A 20,343-nucleotide genomic window follows, 5' to 3' on the forward strand; every position below is an offset into this window, starting at 1 on the left:
TGCCAACGGAAACCGTTATTTATAAAGAGAAGGTTTAGTGGAGCCACTTAGAATTGGCACGATAAACAGTAACCAAATCACGAGGAAAGTGCTAAAGACGACAACCATCCATTCTGCCATGGTGACATCCATAAAACGCCATGGTAAATCGGTACACATGCCTGTTGGTAACATTACCGCAGGAAACCATTCGTGTAATGGCATCCAAGTTGGAAATTCGGGTAAAAATGAGCAAGTAGCAAAAGGGGAAGGGTTATTTTGCATATTCACTAGCGCTAAAGCTAATTTCAATCCCCAAGTGGCACTCACGGCCCAACAGCTCGCTCCTAATATTCGTATCAGACGATACTTAGGGGCTGTCATTCCTATCAAACCTGCGACCAAAATGCCAAATACAGCTAATCTTTGATAGATACACATGACACAGGGATCGAGTTTCATCACATACTGAAAATACAGTGCAGCGGCTTCTAAGCCAATAGCGGTGCCCGTGAGAAGGAACCAAGAACTGCGAGAATGGGCAAAGCGAGTAAGTGCTGTCAAATGTGAGCTCCATATCAACGAAAAACGCCCCTCAATCATTGGGGCGTTTTTTTCGACTCTACTGATTTAATAAAGTTCAGTCAATGCTTAGACCTGAGTTAGTGACTTGTCAGGGGGGCGATAACGTCTTTAGCACTGTGATGAATAATCATATGCGAGTCATAGAAGTATTGCGTTGCTTGCTCTAAGAAGCCAGTCTCAATAGCTAATACACCTACAACTGACAGTACGATTGTATAGGGTAGAGCCATCCACACCATTCTGCCATAAGACAACCGAATCAGTGGCGCTAATGCTGAGGTGAGTAAGAACAAGAACGCGGCTTGTCCATTGGGTGTCGCTACAGAAGGTAGGTTAGTACCAGTGTTAATTGCAACAGCGAGTAGATCGAATTGATCACGGGTAATTTGACCATCAATCAAGGCTGCTTTGACTTCGTTGATATAAACCGTACCCACAAACACGTTATCGCTCACCATTGAAAGTAAACCGTTAGCAATATAGAAAATAACTAATTGGGTATTTCCTTCATAACTCAATGCCCATTGGATGACTGGCGCAAATAAATGTTGATCAATAATGACGGCAACTACAGCAAAAAATACTGCCAATAGTGCAGTGAATGGAAGTGCTTCTTCAAAGGCTTTACCCAGAGCATGCTCATCGGTGATACCGTTGAAAGCTGTGGTTAAAATAATCACCGATAAACCCACTAAACCAACAGAAGCTAAATGCAACGCTAAGCCTGCAATTAACCACACACCTACTAATACTTGAATGACAAGCTTCATCTTATCTTTATTGGTACGGTGTGCATCTTCATGGGCAGCATAATCACAAAGAATTTTATGAACTGCATCAGGGAGTTTGGCACCATAACCAAAAATACGGAATTTCTCCACGAGTAGGCAAGTCAGAATACCTGCGATCAGTACTGGTACTGTCACAGGAGACATGCGAACAACGAATTCACCAAACTGCCAGTTAGCTTGGGCGGCGATAATTAAGTTTTGTGGTTCACCAACCATTGTACACACGCCACCTAAGGCGGTACCAACACCTGCATGCATTAATAAATTACGTAGAAATCCTCGGAATGACTCGAGCTCACTGTTATTTAATTGATTATTACTTTCTGAGGTATGGTCATGTACAGCAGAGAAATCTTTACCGGATGCCACCTTGTGGTAAATCGCGTAAAAACCCACTGCAACGGCAATGATAACCGCAATAACGGTTAAGGCATCTAAAAACGCAGATAGAAATGCAGAGGTTAGACAGAACATTAATGAGACTAAAATTTTGGAGCGTACTTTGGTAATAATCTTGGTAAAAGCAAACAACAGCAATTGCTTCATGAAATAAATACCAGCAACCATAAAGACCAGTAGTAATAACACTTCAAGGTTTGCTTCTATTTCATGCAGCACTTGGTTTGCAGAAGTCATACCGATAGCCACAGCCTCAATGGCCAGTAAACCACCGGGTTGTAATGGATAGCATTTTAATGCCATGGCCAAGGTAAAAATAAACTCAAGTACTAATACCCAACCAGCCACAAAAGGACTGACATAGAAAAAGAGTATTGGATTAATGATTAAAAAAGACAGTATCGCGATTTTGTACCACTTAGGAGAATTCCCTAGGAAGTTTCCAATAAACGCCTGACTCATTGTCAACGGCATAGCATCCTCTCTTCTAATTATGTTGAAAAAGGTTGAAAAATTGGCACGTGTGATTTGTGTTTACTCGTGTTTGGGAAAACAGTCTAGCTGAAAGAGAATGCTAATGTAATGTCATACCGGAACCAAGATTTAAAAAAGCGGAGCTAATCTGCAAATTTATCGCAATAGGTGTTGATTGTGGTCTATTTTTTGAGCACTTATGTGATATTTATACCGTCCAAAAGCGTCGGGCCTCAGTCAATGGTTTTCATTTTTTGCCGCTCTGGTATGATCAGTGCCCATTACGATGCACAACAACTGGATAAGTGGGCTGATGATTATCAATGCCAAGGGACCTGCAAGTTTTGCAGAGAAATATATAGTGAGATCTATTTGGGAAAATAAATTTCCACCAGGGTCCATTTTACCGGCTGAACGTGAGCTTTCCGAGTTGATCGGTGTCACCCGCACCACTCTACGTGAAGTGCTTCAACGCTTAGCCCGTGATGGCTGGTTGAAAATTCAACATGGAAAACCAACACGAGTCAATAATTTTTGGGAAACGTCGGGGCTTAATATTCTTGAGACGATTGCCGATCTTAATCCTGAAGGTTTTCCCGTATTAGTTGACCAACTGCTATCTGCAAGAACGAATGTCAGCGCGATCTATTTCCGTGGTGCTTTGCGTTATAATCCAGAAACAGCGGTCGACGTGTTAGCTAAAATTCACCAACTAGAAAATACCGCAGAATCTTTTGCTGAGTATGACTATTTATTGCATCACACGTTAGCGTTTTCATCAGGAAATCCTCTTTACGTTTTGATTTTAAATGGCTTTAAAGGATTATATAGCCGAGTTGGTCGTTATTACTTTAGCAGCGCTGAAGCGCGATTATTGGCATTAAACTTCTATAAAGAGTTAGAAGTGCTCGCGAAAGCAAAAAATTATACGGATGTCCCAGCACTAATGCGTACCTACGGTATAAATAGTGGCAAAATGTGGTTACAGCTTCGGGATGATATGCCAGCGTCCATTGCCCAAGACAATTAACGATCAAGATAGGCGAGAGCGCTATTTTGTAACACAAAGTTAAAAGCCGTCTTTATTTGAAGACGGCTTTATTATTTGCGGCATGATTAGGATGTCGTATTGTTTGGACAAGTTGCTAACACATTAATGCTGGCATCGGCACTTTGTTGCTCAAGGGTAACATTAAATCCCCAGAGTCGATGTAGATGCTTCAACACTTCGTGATAGCTATTGGCAAGCGGAATGTCGTTGCTTGGAACATATCTTAGGGTTAATGATCTATCGCCATTTATTTCAACATGGTGTACTTGGATATTAGGTTCTATGTTTGACAAGTTATATTGCTGTGAAAGTAATTGACGAATATCACGGTAACCTTGTTCATCGTGAATTGCTGATACAGAAAGATAACTGCGTTTTTCATCATCATGAATGCCAAATAATTTAAATTGGCGAATGACTTTTGGGGAAAGATATTGGCTAATAAAACTCTCATCCTTAAAATGCTGCATGGCAAAATGTAACGTCTCAAGCCAATTACTGCCTGCGATATCAGGAAACCATACTTTATCTTCATCGGTCGGTGCTTCACAAATTCGCCTGATATCGGTGAACATGGCAAAACCTAGAGCATAGGGGTTAATACCGCTGTAATAGCGGCTGTTATACTCAGGCTGCGCAACAACACCTGTATGGCTTTGTAAAAACTCCATCATAAAACGGTCGGTCACGACACCATCATCGTATAAGTGATTTAAAATCGTGTAGTGCCAGAAGGTTGCCCAGCCTTCATTCATTACTTGAGTTTGTTTTTGTGGATAAAAATATTGCGCCATTTTACGAACGATGCGAATGATTTCCCTTTGCCATGGCTCAAGTAGAGGGGCATTTTTTTCGATAAAATAGAGAATGTTTTCCTGCGGTTCGGAGGGGAAGTGTCGTTTTTTGGTTTGGGATAAATCCTGTTGCTGAGTTGGGATAGTACGCCATAAATCATTCACTTGGCTTTGAAGGTAGGCCTCACGCTCTTTTTGTCTTGCTTGTTCCTCTCGAAAAGAGATTTCCGATGGACGTTTATAACGGTCTACACCGTAATTCATTAAGGCGTGGCAGGAGTCAATAATGCTTTCAACTTGTTCGGCTCCATGTTTTTGCTCGCAGTCGCTAATATAGTTTTTGGCAAAAACCAAATAATCGATAATTGAGCTGGCATCTGTCCAAGTTTTAAATAAATAATTATTTTTAAAGAAGCTGTTATGTCCGAAACACGCGTGAGCCATCACTAATGCTTGCATCGTAATGGTATTTTCTTCCATTAAATAGGCAATACAAGGGTTAGAGTTAATCACAATTTCATAGGCTAGCCCCATTTGCCCGCGTTTGTACCCTTGTTCTGTCTCAATAAAGCGTTTGCCAAATGACCAATGGGTATAACCAATCGGCATACCTATTCCTGCGTAGGCATCCATCATTTGTTCGGCGGTGATGACTTCAATTTGATTTGGATAGGTGTTTAGCTTGTAAATTGCCGCCACCCTTTCGATTTCTTTGAGATAATCCTGTAGAAGCTCAAAGCTCCAATCTGGACCATCGCTCAATCGTGTTCTTGATATCGTTTTCCCCATACTGCCCCCTTAAACCGCCTGTTTCTTAAATAATTCTCTAAATACAGGGTAAATATCTTCGGCTTGACGTATATGCTGCACAGCTATGTTGTCGTAGTGTTGTTCTAGGGATTCATATTCTCGCCACAGTGTTTGATGGGCGCGATTGGTGATTTCGATATAACTAAAGTAGCGTACTAACGGCAGAATTTTTTGCTCTAATAACTGCCGACAGGTGGGAGAATCATCCGCCCAGTTATCGCCGTCTGAGGCTTGGGCCGCATATATGTTCCATTCATCGGCGGGATAACGTGCCTGCTGTATTTCATGCATCAGTTTTAAAGCACTTGAAACAATCGTTCCGCCTGTTTCTTGGGAGTAGAAGAATTCGTGTTCATCGACTTCTTTGGCTTGAGTATGGTGACGAATGTAAACCACTTCTAAGTTTTTATAGGTGCGAGTAAGGAACAGATATAACAAGATATAGAAGCGTTTTGCCATATCTTTAGTTGCCTGATCCATAGAACCAGACACATCCATCAAACAGAACATGACGGCTTGGCTTGATGGGATTTCTCGTTTACTAAAGTTGTTAAAACGTAAGTCGAAGGTATCGATAAATGGGACTTTGGCAATTTTTTGTTTAAGTACCTCTATTTGAGCCTTTAAATCGAGGAGCCGCTCTGCCTGAGTTCCTGGGATATTCTCAAGTTCTGCCAACTCTTGTTCTAATTCCGCTAATTGCTTCTTTTTACTGGCCGACATTGCAATACGGCGTGCCAGTGATGAACGTAGGGAGCGGACAATATTAATATTGGCGGGGACGCCATCGTTGGTAAATCCGGCGCGATAAACCTGATATTCCACCAATTTATTAAGGCGGTTTTTTTGTAGGTTAGGCAGTTCTAGATCTTCAAAAAGCAATTCTAAGTATTCATCTTTAGATATTTCAAATACAAAGTCATCGTTGCCCTCACCAGAATCGGAAGCATCACCTTTCCCTGAGCCGCCACCTGCACCACCGGGTGGTCGGTCAATTTTATCGCCACGGGTAAATTGGTCATTACCAGGATGCACTCTGTCCCTGACACCGCCTTTGCCTTGGTGAAACATGGGTTCGCTAATATCCCGCGTTGGGATACTGATTTTTTCGCCTTTATCTACATCCGTTACACTGCGACGCGTGACGGCATCACTGACGGCTTTTTTAATTTGCTGCTTATATCTATTGATAAAGCGTTGGCGGTTGACTGTGCTTTTTCCTTTCGCATTCAACCGTCTATCGATAAAGTTCGCCATACGCACCTCCCAAAACCCAGCGAAGGCTTTGGCAACACCAAAGCCCTTTACTTAGTTAGCGCAAGTTTAAGAAGATTTACGTACCCGTAAATACCACTCAGACAAGAGTCGGACTTGTTTCTTGGTATAGCCTTTCTCCATCATACGATTGACAAAATCATCGTGTTTACGTTGATCGTCGTTCGAGGTTTTGGCATTAAAGGAAATTACGGGGAGTAAATCTTCTGTGTTGGAGAACATTTTCTTCTCGATCACAGTGCGAAGTTTCTCGTAGCTGGTCCAGAGGGGATTGTTGCCCTCATGGTTGGCACGGGCACGCAGGACAAAGTTGACGATTTCATTACGGAAATCCTTAGGATTACTGATCCCCGCGGGTTTCTCGATTTTTTCAAGCTCTGCATTAAGGGCGGCGCGGTCGAACAGTTGGCCTGTTTCTGGATCGCGGTATTCCTGATCTTGGATCCAAAAGTCGGCATAGGTGACATAGCGGTCGAAGATATTTTGACCGTACTCAGAATAAGACTCTAAATAAGCGGTTTGGATTTCTTTACCAATAAATTCGACATATTTAGGGATTAGGTAGCCTTTTAGAAACTCGAGATAACGCTCAGCCGTGTCATTTGGGAACTGTTCTTGTTCTATTTGGCGCTCGAGTACATAGAACAAATGTACCGGATTGGCGGCGATTTCCGAGTGGTCAAAGTTAAATACCCGCGACAGGATTTTAAAAGCAAATCGTGTTGATAAACCATTCATCCCCTCATCAACACCTGCATAATCGCGGTATTCTTGGTACGACTTAGCCTTAGGATCGGTATCTTTCAGACTTTCGCCATTATAAACCCGCATTTTAGAGTAGATGGATGAGTTTTCTGGCGCTTTAATGCGAGATAACACACTAAATTGCGCGAGTGTTTCAAGCGTACCTGGAGCGCAGGGCGCTTTTGATAACTCAGAGTGGAGCAGTAATTTTTGGTAGATTTGTAGTTCTTCTGAAACCCGTAAGCAATAAGGCACTTTGACGATATACACTCGGTCGAGGAAGGCCTCATTATTCTTATTGTTTTTAAAGGTTGACCATTCTGACTCATTAGAGTGCGCCAGAATAATGCCACTATAGGGCAGGGCCGATAAGCCTTCTGTACCGTTATAGTTACCTTCTTGGGTTGCGGTCAGCAGAGGGTGTAGCACTTTAATGGGCGCCTTAAACATCTCGACAAATTCCATCATCCCTTGGTTTGCACGGCACAATGCACCTGAATAAGCATAGGCATCGGCGTCATCTTGGGAGAAATGTTCAAGTTGGCGAATATCGACTTTACCCACTAAAGATGAAATATCTTGGTTGTTTTCATCCCCAGGTTCCGTTTTAGCGATAGCGATTTGGTCTAAAATTGATGGATAGACTTTTACCACACGGAATTTAGAAATATCGCCACCAAATTCGTGCAGCCGCTTGACAGCCCAAGGTGACATGATGGTTTTTAAATAACGGGTGGGAATATTAAATTCATCCTTCAATAACTGTCCATCTTCATCGGGATCGAACAGGCAGAAGGGATGATCATTTACAGGACTACGCACCCCATTGGCACTTAATATATAAATGGGCACTTTTTGCATTAAGGATTTGAGCTTTTCTGCAAGTGATGATTTACCACCACCCACAGGGCCGAGTAGATATAAAATTTGTTTGGATTCTTCTAAGCCTTGGGCTGAGTGCTTAAGATAAGCCACGATCTGCTCAATGGCATCTTCCATGCCGAAGAAATCTTTAAAAGCGGGATAACGTGAAATTAGACGATTAGAAAAAATGCGGCTAAGTGTTGGATTTTTAGCTGTATCAATAACTTCAGCTTCACCAATGGCGAGCAGTAGCCGCTCTGATGCTGACATGTAAGCGCTGCGATCTTCCTTACAGATCTCAAGAAACTCCTGCAAAGTGTATTCTTCATCGAGTTTTTGTTCATAGCGCTTTTGGTAATGCTCGAAAATGCCCATATAAACCCCCTGAAACGCCAGTGATGTTATGGAACGGAGAACAGACTAACTAATCTCCTACACTAATCTTAGACACAAATTCACTATCAATGTCAAAAAATATCAAATAAAACAATAACAAATAGTTGCAAACGCAATTGTTGCACTTGTAGCGGTGAGGGGGATATGACTTATTAGGTGTAGGGATGGCGGTAATAAAGGCATAAAAAAGAGCCTCAAAAGGCTCTTTTTACTGGAATTCGCTGACAGGGGTTAAATCAATTAACCCGCGTAGTTTTGGTTCACGAAGTCCCAGTTCACTAATTGCCAGAAGTGGGCTAAATAGTCTGGACGCACGTTACGATAATCGATGTAGTAGGCGTGTTCCCATACGTCAACGGTCAGAATTGGCGTGACTGTGCTGTCAGTCAGTGGTGTTGCGGCGTTGCTCGTGTTAACGATAGCCACAGTACCATCGGCTTTTTTCACTAACCAAGTCCAAGCGCTACCGAAGTTATTCACAGCAGAATCGGTAAATTGGGCTTTAAATGCTTCAAATGAACCGAAGGCTGCATTGATGGCATCTGCCACAGGACCTGTTGGCTCGCCGCCAGCGTTAGGTGCTAAACAGTTCCAGTAGAAAGTGTGGTTCCACACTTGAGCTGCGTTGTTAAATACACCACCAGTAGAAGTTTTGATGATTTCTTCTAAAGATTTGTCTGCGAAATCAGTTCCTTCGATTAAGCCGTTTAGCTTAACAACATAAGTGTTGTGATGCTTGCCGTAGTGGTATTCAATGGTTTCTTGAGAAATGTGTGGTTCTAGTGCGTTCTTTGCATATGGTAATGCGGGTAATTCGAAAGCCATTAGTATCTCTCCATGGTCTTAGGTTATCGTTTCTTAAACGTGCTCACTAGGCACTATTGTACCGATAAAATTTGTGATGTGAATCATTGTTTCGCTAATTGATTAGATAGGCATCATCGAAAAATCAAATGTCGACATAACCTTACAAACTGTGGGATTTTGTTCTGAACTTAGCTGTCGTACAATAGCGCCATTGAGTCAATGTCATCGTACTTAGGAATTAAAATGGAAACAGTAGAGAAAATTAAGCAGCAGATCGCCGAAAACCCTATCATTGTTTATATGAAAGGTTCACCTAAGTTACCGAGCTGTGGTTTTTCATCTCAGGTAGCACAGATTATGATTAACTGTGGCGAGCAGTTTGCATTCGTGGATATTCTTCAGCACCCTGATATTCGTGCAGAGTTACCTAAGTATGCAAACTGGCCGACGTTTCCACAACTGTGGATTGAAGGCGAGTTGATTGGTGGCTGTGATATCGTGGTGGACATGTTCCAAAAGGGCGAACTACAACCATTAATAAAAGCAACTGCTGAAAAGTACAAAACGGCAGAATAAGCGTTAACACGTATTTAAAAGCCGCTGTGGATGAGATCCACAGCGGCTTTTTTATTTCTTAAATTCAGTCACATCAAGGATGAGTCTAAGGCTACAGCGACTCTAGCTATTTGCGACTCTAGTGGTGTCTAATGGGATGCTACATCCGGTTTCGGGTGCTTCGTTACGGGTAAGAGTAAGTTCATTGTGATGGCCACAATGCCACACAAACTGATGCCAGTTAAACTGAATGAGCCAATACCAAATGCCATCCCTCCAATACCAAATACGAGTGTTACGCCAACAATACTCAAATTGCGCGCCTCTGATAAATCCACATGATTGCGGATCAAGGTATTGAGACCCACCGCAGCGATAGACCCAAAGAGTAAACACATAATGCCGCCCATAACAGGAACTGGAATAGTCTGCATGAGAGCACCTAACTTACCAACGAAAGCTAAGGTAATCGCAGTAATCGCGGTCCAAGTCATGATTTTAGGATCAAAGTTACGAGTTAATGTGACTGCGCCTGTGACTTCTGAATAGGTAGTATTAGGTGGGCCACCAAAGGCTGCAGCAGCGATAGTTGCTACGCCATCGCCAGTCAGTGTGCGATGAAGGCCTGGTTTTTTCATAAAATCTTTACCAGTGACATTTGAAATGGCCAAAATATCACCAATATGTTCAACCGCAGGTGCAATGGCGACGGGGATCATAAAGGCGATGGCATGCCAGTTAAATTCTGGCGCGACAAATTTAGGAATGGCAATCCAACTTGCAGCGGTCACTACGGCAAAATCAACAATACCAAAGGCAAGACTTAAGCCGTAACCTACGACAATACCAGCTAAAATTGGCATCACCTTCAGTAATCCTTTCGCAAAAATTGCCACTGCGATAGTAGTACAAAGCGATGCAAGCGAAATAAATAACGCAGTATTGGTGGCAACTAACGTCAAGCTACCATCGCCACTCTTACCTAATGCCATATTAACGGCAACGGGGGCTAATCCAAGACCGATAATAATGATTACAGGACCAACCACCACTGGCGGTAATAGCTTATGGATAAAGTCGGTACCACGTACTTTGACAAGTGCACCGAGCAGTACATAAACGACACCTGCTGCCATGATCCCACCCATGGTGGATGGTATCCCCCAAGTTTGCACACCATAAAGAATGGGGGCAATAAAAGCGAAGGAGGAAGCAAGGAAGATAGGCACTTGACGTTTAGTAATCAATTGGAACAGTAGCGTACCGATACCCGCAGTGAATAGGGCGACACTGGTGTCGAGCCCGGTCAGTAGTGGCATCAATACTAAGGCACCAAAAGCTACAAATAGCATTTGTGCACCCTGTAGGGGGATGGTGAGTCGTCTCATTTATTATTCTCGTTAATTTAGGGTAAACCGCCAGATGATATCAGTTTGTTGAAATTCAGACAGAATAAAATGTTCACTTTTATGGGGGTGGATCACTGTTTAGCATTTCCCAGCCAATGGTTAAGGCTAAATTTTGCCAAGACTCGCTTAAGGCGCTAACTATGGTACAATTTGCCCTATCTGACGTTACCTTAACTACTCAAAGATGCTGAAATTTCTATTGAAGCCGAGCTTAATTGCGTTTTTATACTGCTTATTCACGGTTAATGGCCTTTATGCTGTTGAAGTGAGTAAATTAGATGAGGCCGATGTGCCTGTATCCTCTCGTGCCGTGCCTGAACGAAATAAAGCATTACGCACGGCATTGGAGCAAGTGATACTGAAAAATACTGGAACCGCACGTTCACTTGAGAATAGTGTTATCCAATCACAACTTGCCAATCCCGATGGGTTGCTGAGTCAATATGGTTATGTTGAACAGAATGGCCAATTGCTGTTAAGAGCTAACTTTGAGCATCGGCGAGTGGTGGCATTGCTGCGCCAAGCACAGTTACCTGTATGGGGCACGCAGCGACCTTTAACATTATTTTGGGTTGCGATGCCAGCAGAAGGCGATACGATTTTATTAAGCGATTCTTCCCCATTACCAGAACGCCAAGTCTTTACTACTTTCTCTGATGCGCGCGGTATTCCCGTATTATTGCCTATCCTAGATTTAGATGAGCTTATGGGGATTAACCCTAACGATGTTAAAGGGATGTTTGCCGATATAGTGGCGACCGTTTCAGGTCGTTATCAAGCGGACTTTTTAGCTTTAGTGGCAATTGATGCTGTAGGTAATCAAGCTCGTTACCGTTTAAATCTCTACACTAAAGCGACAATTGATTCTTTAACACCACCGCTTTTTAGCTTTAATGGTACAGCGGAAAATACATCTCAGGCGATAACAGCAATGATGGCTGCACTGGGAGATTATTATTTTTCTAAGTATGCGATTGCTGATACGGGAACGCGAGTTGGCGCAAGCGTGACTTTTGTTAATATAGAGAAAATGGCACAGTTGGTTGAAATTGAAAAATATTTAAAGCAACTTAGTGCGATTAAAAATGCCACATTGACTCGAATTCAAGGCAATAAAGCCACATTTTCATTAGATTTGTTTGGCTCAGAAACCGATCTTGAGCGTCTATTGAGCCTTGAGCCTCGTATTTCGGTGGTTACGCCAGCAATGTCAGGTGAATTTAGCCCTATGCAACATGAGTCGAGCAAACCTGTTTACCAATGGCGACTACCTTAAGCCATTAGTCGGTAAAACGGGAATTGTGATCATATGATGCCCGTTTTATATTGTATTTAGCTAATTTGTATTGATATTGAGACGTCCGAGTGCCCTTGAACTCACCTCTGCAACTCTCATTACCTGTGTATTTACCAGATGATGAAACCTTTAATAGTTATTACCCTGCAGCGGGTAATGATGAACTTATTCAAAAGCTCAGAGCCAATGCCGAGGGTAATGGTGAAGCCGCAATTTATTTATGGGGGCCAGTTAAATCTGGTCGAACCCATTTAATGCATGCTGCCTGTGCCCATGCTAATGAACTTGACCGTCGTAGTTTTTATATTCCACTGGGCATTCATGCCAGTATTTCAACTGCGCTACTCGAAGGATTAGAACAGCTAGATTTAGTTTGTATCGATGATGTTGATGCCATTGCCGGACACCCCTTATGGGAAGAGGCGATTTTTGACCTCTATAACCGTGTTGCAGAGCATAAAAATTGTGCTTTAGTGGTCAGTGGTAGCTCATCTCCCGCGGAGGCAGGTTTTTTATTACCAGATCTGGTCTCTCGTATGCAGTGGGGCTTAAATTACCAGTTACAACCCATGGCTGATGATGAGAAGCTGGCGGCATTACAGCGCCGAGCTGCTATGCGAGGGTTACAATTACCAGAGGACGTTGGACGCTTTCTATTGAACAGAATGGCACGGGACTTACGTACCTTATTTGATGTTTTAGATAAGCTAGATAAAGCCTCGTTGGTACATCAACGTAAGCTAACGATCCCTTTTGCCAAAGAGATGCTGCATCTTTAAATACATTTAAGTATTTATTTTTAAAAATATAAAAGCCCGTAGCAGGTACATACGGGCTTTTTGTTATCAGCATTTCAGTATACTAATGCAATGGATGACGATGTCTGTCGCCACTTAAGCGGATCTCAGGTTCATCGAGCGGGGGATTGTTACTTGGGGCATTATTTTGACCTTTTAACAAGATGTTCGTTGGCGATATTGCTAAGGTTTGGCGCCAACTCTGGCCTTGTGGCATTGCAATAGGTTCGGGCAGGCTAGCTATTAAGTTTCTTCCATCAAGCTCGGGTAATATCTCATTTATGACTAATGCCGCTCGATCGTCTAGGCTGCTTTCACCAATTCTCCCCCTTTGCCCCCAATCCACAATAAGCGTATCTGCCGTTAATTCTGCTGGTTTATTGGCGACGGCAACATCTCGCAATATTTGATAACGATAGCTCATCATCGCCTCTTCAAACAGCATTGCTGTATCTTCTCTCGTACTGGAATAAGCGTAAAAATCACTAGCAGTATCATTTGAGAAGAAAGTGCTAACATCAGAAGGTTGGTAGGCTTTTTGCGTTGGATTGGCTCTTTCTCCTGCAAAACTCACCTTAGCAAGGCCAGCCATTTCGAGACTATTTAATGGATAAAGTCGACTAACTTGATCTGATATTAAGCTCTTATTTGCATCTCGACGGTAATAGTCGTCCAATAATCTTGGGCCTGTCAGTGAGGCGTGAACGCTGCGTGGGAAGAAATCATTTGCGTGGGCAAGCTCATGGTAAAGTAAGGAAGCAAAATCAGCATTGATTTGTGCAAGAGTTCGATTGGCTCGGGTGGTAATAGGGATACCAATAGAAGCGTATTGGTTATTTTTAACATAACGCCATGGCATGATAAAATTCAAATCATTACCATAATTACTGCGGTAATCAGGCACTTCATTAATGGTATCTCGCTGGGCTGGTGTTAGCCACAGAGCATCAGGATCAAGATAAATTGCGCCTGTTGCTACCCAGTAGAAAGAGGGGCGAATGTCGTAACTTATCACTATCGCCGTGACCGATTGCAATAGCCGTGCAAAATCGTTAGTTGGATCCATTTCCCGTAAGAAGCGCGCAAAGTTATCACCCATCCAATCGTGTGACACTAAGACCCGATCAAGGATCCTATCAATATTCACTTCCTCTGAGATTTGGCCTATCAGAGGAAGTTGGTTAATGGTGCAGGGTGTATTGAGTTGATTCGAGTAAACGCATTGTGTGAGCACCTTTGTATAGGGTGAGGTTGGATTATAGGCATGGGTTCGGGCAATCGGGGTTTTAAAATAAGAAGAACTGATGTTTGGCGCGGCGGTTGTCAAAATAAAGGCATCGTCACTTAGTTGAATGCCATTGATATTTGCATTAGCGACGAGCTTAATTAATGTATCCTGAGTCACATTCGGTGCAGTAAAGAGTGGCCTAAAGGGATTGGATAGATCGACGGCTAAATCTGGCCCTGACCCAATACACCAAGAAATATTTGCTGCAGTTAATCCCCCTTGTTGTTCAAGCCTTAAACTCACATTATTGCCTTTAACCACTTGATGATCTTGCCTAACATTGAGTAATGCTTGGGAGGCTGGTTCAGCATTAATCCCTATCTCTCCTGTCACATCTACATTATTGCCAGTGACATTCAGGCTGAAGCGGTAGCTACCCGCTAAGGGAATATCAAAGGCTAATACGGGACTATTTTGACTGACTAATGGAATACTTGGCCCCTCTATTTGTTGCCAGCGAAACTGAAGATTTTGGCTATCACGGTTTTCAATATTGGCGATAATGACACTCGATTGGCCCGCAATATATTGCGCTTCTGTTTGAAAACGAATAGAGGATGAGGTGGTTGTGATTAAAGGGGCTGGTAGGGTCGTACAGCGTGGTAGATTCGTCGTGGGTGGCGTAATATCACCGCTACTGCTGTCACCATCACCACCGCCACATGCACTGAGTGCAATAATACAGGCGATTATTCCATACAAACGAATCGAATCTGATATCCCCATAATCCTATGCTCCAATGCTAACTCACTTTAACGATTAGATTTTTCGCTTATTTGTAGATTGTACATTCTAGGCTCAAAGACTATAGCACGGCTATTAAGTTGCAAAAAGCGATGAAAAGTATAGTCGATGTTAAAAAAGGTGAGGTTGGGGATAAGGGCGCGACCCAGATTATGCCGCGCCTTAATAATTAACATTGTAAGTTGAATTAGGTCACGTGGGCTGGAGCTATTGGTTTTTAGCAGATTTTTTCTTCAAACCTAAACCCAATTCTCGGCCACGAAGCCGTGCATAGAAAGGAAAGGTGATCAGTAATACACCAATTAACAAGACTTCAATTAATGCAAATGCAAAGGCATCAGTGGTGACATACAGTAGGGTCAGTCCATGCAGCATATATAGGCATAAAATAAAACTTGCCCAAGCATAGGTATAGGGATTGCCTTTTATGACACCTCTGATAGGTAATAACAAAGGTATTAGCCATAATAAGCTGAATAATAAAGTATATTCGCCATTAACGCTTTGACCGATAAACCAACCGCCAAGGAGCAGCACCAGTGCAAGATAGCCAAAGCGGCTAAGAATAAGAAGGGTATTTGATGTCATGGCATTACCTAAGATTGAAAATCGCGATCGGATCAGGGGCATCTATTACAGAATAGTAAGCACATTTTCTGGTGGACGACCTATTACCGCGTATCCATTTGCAAGCACTATTGGGCGCTCAAGGAGTTTAGGGTTGTTGACCATAGCTTCAATTAACTGTGCTTCGCTAAGCGATGGATCACTAAGCCCTAATGTTTGGTATTCATTTTCTTTGGTGCGCATTAACTCACGGGCACTGATCCCGAGTTTGGCTAAAATTTGGCTTATTTCTGCCGCTGTTGGCATATTTTTTAAATATTCAATCACATGAATATCACAGCCTTGTTGCTCAAGTAGCGCGAGGGTCTCACGGCTTTTAGAACAACGGGGATTATGGTAAATCGTCGCTTGGGTCATCGTATTAGAGGCTCTATAAAGGCTGAAATAATCATGGCGCGGATAATAACAGAGAAATAGGTGCCCCGTCAGGTTGTTCGGGGCACTTTTGGCAAGGTTAAAGGGGATGTTTTTCCACTATTTTAGTGAATCCAGTTCTTTATCTGCTTGTTTAAATTGGCGAATACGGGCTTCAATCCGTGCGAGTTGCAGTTGATTACCTTCCGACGCGCGATAGGCAAAGTTCAGTTGATCGATTGCCCCTTTGTAATTTGCACCTAAGGCCATTAACTCGGCATTGGAAACATATTCCAGTGCCTGATTGCCAATCTTTTTATAGGCCATATTCAGCAACTGGTAAGGTAATTGGTTTTGTTTATCAAGGAAAATAATATCTTCTAATATGGGTACAGCTTTTGCTGCTTGATCAGCTTCGATATAAATATGGGCAAGGTTAATATTAATTACCTGAGAAGTCGGTTTCATTTTTCGCTGAGCTTCAAGCATTGCTATGGCCTTATCGTAATCTTTCTTTTCTGTGAATAAGTCGGACTTAGTGTCGATATAAAACAAATTGTTATCATCAATTTTTAATAAGTCATCGATGATCTTTTCCGCTTCATCAAACTTCTTCAGCCTAAAAAGTGCTAAGGCTTTGCCATAGAGAGCCGCTTCTTTAAAACGATAAGTTTGTTTATTCAATTGAGTTTCAAACAGGCTTAGCACTGCATCGTCACTGTAACTTGAAAAACGTACCTGAATACGCGCTTTGGCAAGTTGAAAGTTAAGATTATCGGGCACATAGCGTTTGGGATATTGCTCAGCACGGTTACGGGCTTCAGTGATCCTTGATTCAGGTAAAGGGTGAGTTAATAACATTTGTGGTGGCTTTGTGGTGAAGCGATAACGGCTTGCTAATTTACCAAAAAAATCCGCAGAGGCATTAGGGTCAAAGCCTGCATCCACCAAAATTTGCATACCAATACGGTCCGCTTCTTTTTCATGCAATCGGGTGTAGTTAATTTTGGATTGCGTTGCCATTGCCTGGGTGGTTGCAAGGGCGGCCATACCCGCCTGTGGAACGGCGATAGTTAGGAGAATGGCACCCAGTAATCCCGCAACTGTGGCTGGGCCACTTTTTTGCTGTGCTTCGAGTGAACGAGCAAGGTGGCGTTGAGTGACATGGGTAATTTCATGGCCTAATACGGATGCCAGTTCACTTTCGTTATCGGCATTAAGGAAAAGCCCTGTATGGACTGCAACGTGTCCACCAAAGAAAGCAAAAGCGTTAATTTCATCATTTTGCAACAGGAAGAAGTAAAAGGGGGTTTTTACCCCAGTGGCGTGGGCCACTAATTTGTTGCCAAGCTCGGTAAGATATTGACTTAATACAGGATCATTAAGCATTGGTGCCGATGAACGAATGACACGCATATAGGCATCACCGTAAATCATTTCTTTTTCGAGGCTGAAGGTATTCACTGCAGCCGTACCCAAGTCAGGTAAATCATTGTTTGCAAAACTTTTTGCCGCACTAGTTAGCAACATCAATGAAAGTGCACCAGCGACAAAGGGTTTACATCGAGTTAAAAACATCAAGTTACGCAAGTGGATCCTTTATTTCTTGTCATTATCTCAACTAAAGGCAGAGATACTGCACTTAGCTTGTAGTTTGGATTGCAACTTAGGATAATAGCCCAAGTTCGTTCATAGCAAGTTCATTATGATTTTTATTGATTTAACGCCATTTCGCTGCCCAATTCCTTTGGTCAAAGTCAAACTTGCCTTGAAGTCTATGGATGCTGGCGAAACCTTGCATATTTTACTCTCTGACTCAGGTTCAAGGTGAGATGTTCCCGTGTATTTAAAAAAACAGGGGCATAGGGTCGAAGTGCTGCGTGATGATGCAGCACAGTTAGCATTAATCATAATGAAAGTTGATTTATCTCAGGGATAATGGTGGTGGATTTATGTTTCAATCTGGCCCAAAAACAGCCTAATGGAGTTCTTGATTTTCAATTGCATGACACTATTTTGCATTTGAGATAGTCTTAGTTCGCATTTGAAATAGTCTTAGCATAGGCTAAACACTTTTCAGAATATTTAATCTCACCACGACTATTGGAATAAATCCATGCTTACTGTTTTCACCCGCTGGTATCAGGAACGCTTTAGTGATCCTCAGGCTGTGACCCTCATGGCGATATTAATCGGTCTTGCATTGCTAATTTACTTTGCAGGGGGATTGCTGGCGCCTTTGCTCGTGGCATTGGTACTCGCATTTTTGCTGGAGTGGCCTGTTGCACAAATGCTCAAATTAGGCATCAACCGTACTATGGGCGCGTCACTAGTGTTGGTGCTCTTTTTGGGGGTGGTTATGCTCTTAACCTTCGGACTGATTCCCAGTGTCTGGCGTCAAGGTGTGAGCTTAATGGCTGATTTGCCAAACATGATAGACAAAGGCTTACAAACCTTGCAGGCCTTGATAAACCAATATCCACAGTTTATCAATCCTGAACAGCTCAATGTGATGGTTGCCGAGTTGAAGAAGATGCTCGATACCCAGCATGTGCTTGATATTGCAAAGCAGATTATTGGTTATTCCGCCTCTTTATTGGTCCTTATGGTGTACGCAATTTTAGTGCCCTTATTAGTGTTTTTCTTTTTAAAGGATAAAGACCAACTTATTCGTGGCAGTAAGCGGTTTTTCCCTGCAAATCGTCAATTAGCGCGTCAAGTATGGTTTGAGATGAATCAACAGATCTTTAACTACATTCGCGGCAAAGTGATTGAAATTGTGATTGTAGGTGTTGCGAGTTACATATTTTTTGCATTTATGGGGTTGCGTTACTCAGCACTGCTTGGCGTATTAACGGGTTTATCTGTACTCATTCCGTATGTTGGTGCAACGCTGGTGACATTACCTATTACCTTAGTAGCATTTTTCCAATGGGGATTTACCTCCGAATTTGGTTATTTAATGCTAGGTTACGGTATTATCCAAGCCCTTGATGGTAATCTGCTTGTCCCCATTTTATTCTCGGATGCGGTGGATTTACACCCAGTGATCATTATTGCAGCAGTGTTAGTTTTTGGTGGATTATGGGGCGTTTGGGGCGTCTTTTTTGCGATTCCGTTAGCCTCACTCGTTAAAGCGGTGATCAATGCTTGGCCTAAAACGGAAATTCAAGAGCCCGTACCTGCGCCCAGCAATTAATGCCAGATACACTTACCTTTGTTCAATAAAAACTGAGCCTAAGTGCTCAGTTTTTTTATTGTTATTACATGGCGAATATTAGGTTTGCAGTAAATGTTGCTGCGCCGTGGCCGCCAGAGCACGATACACTAAGGTCGTTTGTTTGGCTTTGATATTCCAATGTTGCCAAAACAAGGGTACTGGCATGCGACAGTTAGGTGTGAGTTCAATCAATACACCTTTATCTATTAATGGCTTAGCTTGTAAATGTCCAACAAGACCATAGCCTAAACTCAAGTTAATGGCTTCTAAAAAGCTCTCCGATGAAGGAATGGTGTGCTGCCACCATTGTCCTGGTGTCATCTGAAAATACTTAGCAAGGTACTTTTCATGGAGTTTATCCTTAGTGGAAAAGACAACCGCTGGGGCCTTAGTGAGTTGATCAGGGGTGAGCATCATTGGATTATTGGGGAGATTTGCAGTATTGCCTTTACTAAAATAACGGGCGGCAAATTCGGGTGTTGCCACACAGAGATACTCCATCGTGCCTAAAAATTCACTGCTACAACCTGCCATAGGGCTCTCTGTCGTTGTTACGCAGCCCACAGCTTCGCCGTTTTTAAGTAAATGGTGGGTGTAAGATTCATCATCGACAATTAATTCCAAGAGCCAAGCACGGCGGCTAAACATGCCAGAAAGCGCGGGTAAGAACCAGGTTGCTAAACTGTCTGCATTTACCGCGATGCGGACCGTTGTGGGGTGATTAGGATCATCGGCATCTAATTCAGCCCTTAACTCACTTTCCAATAGTTGTACCTGTGAAAAATGGCGTAATAAGCGTTTACCTGTCGGTGTTGCCACGACAGGATTTGAGCGAATCAGTAGGGATTGACCGACTCTTTCCTCCAACTGCCGTACGCGTTGTGAGACAGCCGATTGCGTGATATGCAGCACTTTAGCGGCACGCTCAAAGCCACCTTCAGAGACAACGACAGCAAGTGCTTTAAGATTGGCGTATTCCAACATCATTATTCCAGTCTAGTCATTATTAATTTTACTTATGATACATAAAAAACATTAGTTATATTAATTTTGTTGTTTTGACTATGCTTGCGCCTTCTTCA

Annotated in this window: 17 protein-coding genes and 1 pseudogene; 6 read left to right on the forward strand and 12 right to left on the reverse strand. The window is 42.7% G+C overall.

Features of this window, described 5'->3' with window-relative positions:
* Positions 1–15: 15 nt before the first annotated feature.
* Positions 16–543, reverse strand: a complete 528-nt coding sequence (gene dsbB, locus JEZ96_RS08115; RefSeq protein WP_014610390.1) for a disulfide bond formation protein DsbB — start codon at positions 541–543, stop codon at positions 16–18.
* A 98-nt stretch (positions 544–641) separates the two neighbouring features.
* Positions 642–2,228: a sodium/proton antiporter NhaB gene (gene nhaB / locus JEZ96_RS08120; RefSeq protein WP_014610391.1), complete on the reverse strand. Its 1,587-nt coding sequence runs from the start codon at positions 2,226–2,228 to the stop codon at positions 642–644.
* Positions 2,229–2,541: 313 nt separating this feature from the next.
* On the opposite strand from nhaB, the gene fadR reads away from it, so the two are divergent.
* Positions 2,542–3,258: a fatty acid metabolism transcriptional regulator FadR gene (gene fadR, locus JEZ96_RS08125; RefSeq protein WP_011919150.1), complete on the forward strand. Its 717-nt coding sequence runs from the start codon at positions 2,542–2,544 to the stop codon at positions 3,256–3,258.
* A gap of 86 nt (positions 3,259–3,344) precedes the next feature.
* On the opposite strand, the gene JEZ96_RS08130 is transcribed toward fadR, so the two are convergent.
* The 4 genes from JEZ96_RS08130 to sodB all read right to left on the reverse strand — a co-directional run bounded on the left by JEZ96_RS08130 (position 3,345) and on the right by sodB (position 8,987).
* A complete protein-coding gene (locus JEZ96_RS08130) occupies positions 3,345–4,862 on the reverse strand; it encodes a SpoVR family protein (protein WP_061782896.1) in 1,518 nt (505 codons plus the stop codon).
* 9 nt (positions 4,863–4,871) lie between these two features.
* Entirely contained in the window at positions 4,872–6,140 is a 1,269-nt protein-coding gene (locus tag JEZ96_RS08135; protein WP_014610392.1) for a YeaH/YhbH family protein, read from the reverse strand.
* Between the two features lie 66 nt (positions 6,141–6,206).
* The gene (locus JEZ96_RS08140; protein WP_011789628.1) at positions 6,207–8,141 is read right to left on the reverse strand and encodes a PrkA family serine protein kinase; all 1,935 of its coding nucleotides are present in this window, start codon (positions 8,139–8,141) and stop codon (positions 6,207–6,209) included.
* Positions 8,142–8,402: 261 nt separating this feature from the next.
* A complete protein-coding gene (sodB, locus tag JEZ96_RS08145) occupies positions 8,403–8,987 on the reverse strand; it encodes a superoxide dismutase [Fe] (RefSeq protein ID WP_011919154.1) in 585 nt (194 codons plus the stop codon).
* Positions 8,988–9,212: 225 nt separating this feature from the next.
* Here sodB and JEZ96_RS08150 point away from each other — a divergent pair, with 225 nt between their 5' ends.
* Positions 9,213–9,545: a Grx4 family monothiol glutaredoxin gene (locus JEZ96_RS08150; protein ID WP_011789626.1), complete on the forward strand. Its 333-nt coding sequence runs from the start codon at positions 9,213–9,215 to the stop codon at positions 9,543–9,545.
* A gap of 128 nt (positions 9,546–9,673) precedes the next feature.
* Here the strand turns inward: JEZ96_RS08150 and JEZ96_RS08155 are convergent, their stop codons facing one another.
* Positions 9,674–10,912 (reverse strand): uracil-xanthine permease family protein, encoded by a 1,239-nt coding sequence (locus JEZ96_RS08155; RefSeq protein WP_011919155.1) that lies wholly within the window; start codon positions 10,910–10,912, stop codon positions 9,674–9,676.
* A 205-nt stretch (positions 10,913–11,117) separates the two neighbouring features.
* On the opposite strand from JEZ96_RS08155, the gene JEZ96_RS08160 reads away from it, so the two are divergent.
* Both JEZ96_RS08160 and hda read left to right on the forward strand, forming a co-directional pair.
* Positions 11,118–12,209, forward strand: a complete 1,092-nt coding sequence (locus tag JEZ96_RS08160; RefSeq protein WP_011919156.1) for a DUF2066 domain-containing protein — start codon at positions 11,118–11,120, stop codon at positions 12,207–12,209.
* 89 nt (positions 12,210–12,298) lie between these two features.
* The gene (gene hda, locus JEZ96_RS08165; protein WP_011919157.1) at positions 12,299–13,009 is read left to right on the forward strand and encodes a DnaA inactivator Hda; all 711 of its coding nucleotides are present in this window, start codon (positions 12,299–12,301) and stop codon (positions 13,007–13,009) included.
* 82 nt (positions 13,010–13,091) lie between these two features.
* Here the strand turns inward: hda and JEZ96_RS08170 are convergent, their stop codons facing one another.
* From JEZ96_RS08170 to bepA, 4 genes are all read right to left on the reverse strand, one after another.
* Positions 13,092–15,041 (reverse strand): hypothetical protein, encoded by a 1,950-nt coding sequence (locus JEZ96_RS08170; RefSeq protein ID WP_025008084.1) that lies wholly within the window; start codon positions 15,039–15,041, stop codon positions 13,092–13,094.
* 226 nt (positions 15,042–15,267) lie between these two features.
* Entirely contained in the window at positions 15,268–15,648 is a 381-nt protein-coding gene (locus tag JEZ96_RS08175) for a DUF2069 domain-containing protein (RefSeq protein ID WP_014610394.1), read from the reverse strand.
* Between the two features lie 45 nt (positions 15,649–15,693).
* The gene (gene arsC / locus JEZ96_RS08180) at positions 15,694–16,044 is read right to left on the reverse strand and encodes an arsenate reductase (glutaredoxin) (RefSeq protein ID WP_011789620.1); all 351 of its coding nucleotides are present in this window, start codon (positions 16,042–16,044) and stop codon (positions 15,694–15,696) included.
* A gap of 117 nt (positions 16,045–16,161) precedes the next feature.
* Positions 16,162–17,631 (reverse strand): beta-barrel assembly-enhancing protease, encoded by a 1,470-nt coding sequence (bepA, locus tag JEZ96_RS08185; RefSeq protein WP_041420542.1) that lies wholly within the window; start codon positions 17,629–17,631, stop codon positions 16,162–16,164.
* Between the two features lie 115 nt (positions 17,632–17,746).
* Between bepA and JEZ96_RS08190 the strand changes: the two are divergent.
* Together JEZ96_RS08190 and JEZ96_RS08195 are read left to right on the forward strand one after the other, a co-directional pair.
* A pseudogene (locus tag JEZ96_RS08190) lies at positions 17,747–17,980 on the forward strand (sulfurtransferase TusA family protein).
* A 177-nt stretch (positions 17,981–18,157) separates the two neighbouring features.
* Positions 18,158–19,240, forward strand: a complete 1,083-nt coding sequence (locus JEZ96_RS08195; protein ID WP_011919163.1) for an AI-2E family transporter — start codon at positions 18,158–18,160, stop codon at positions 19,238–19,240.
* Between the two features lie 78 nt (positions 19,241–19,318).
* On the opposite strand, the gene JEZ96_RS08200 is transcribed toward JEZ96_RS08195, so the two are convergent.
* Positions 19,319–20,245, reverse strand: coding sequence for a LysR family transcriptional regulator ArgP (locus JEZ96_RS08200; RefSeq protein ID WP_014610396.1), 927 nt, complete (start codon positions 20,243–20,245; stop codon positions 19,319–19,321).
* Between the last annotated feature and the right edge of the window lie 98 nt (positions 20,246–20,343).

The sequence above is a fragment of the Shewanella putrefaciens genome, assembly GCF_016406325.1.
Taxonomy (GTDB): Bacteria; Pseudomonadota; Gammaproteobacteria; order Enterobacterales; family Shewanellaceae; genus Shewanella; species Shewanella putrefaciens.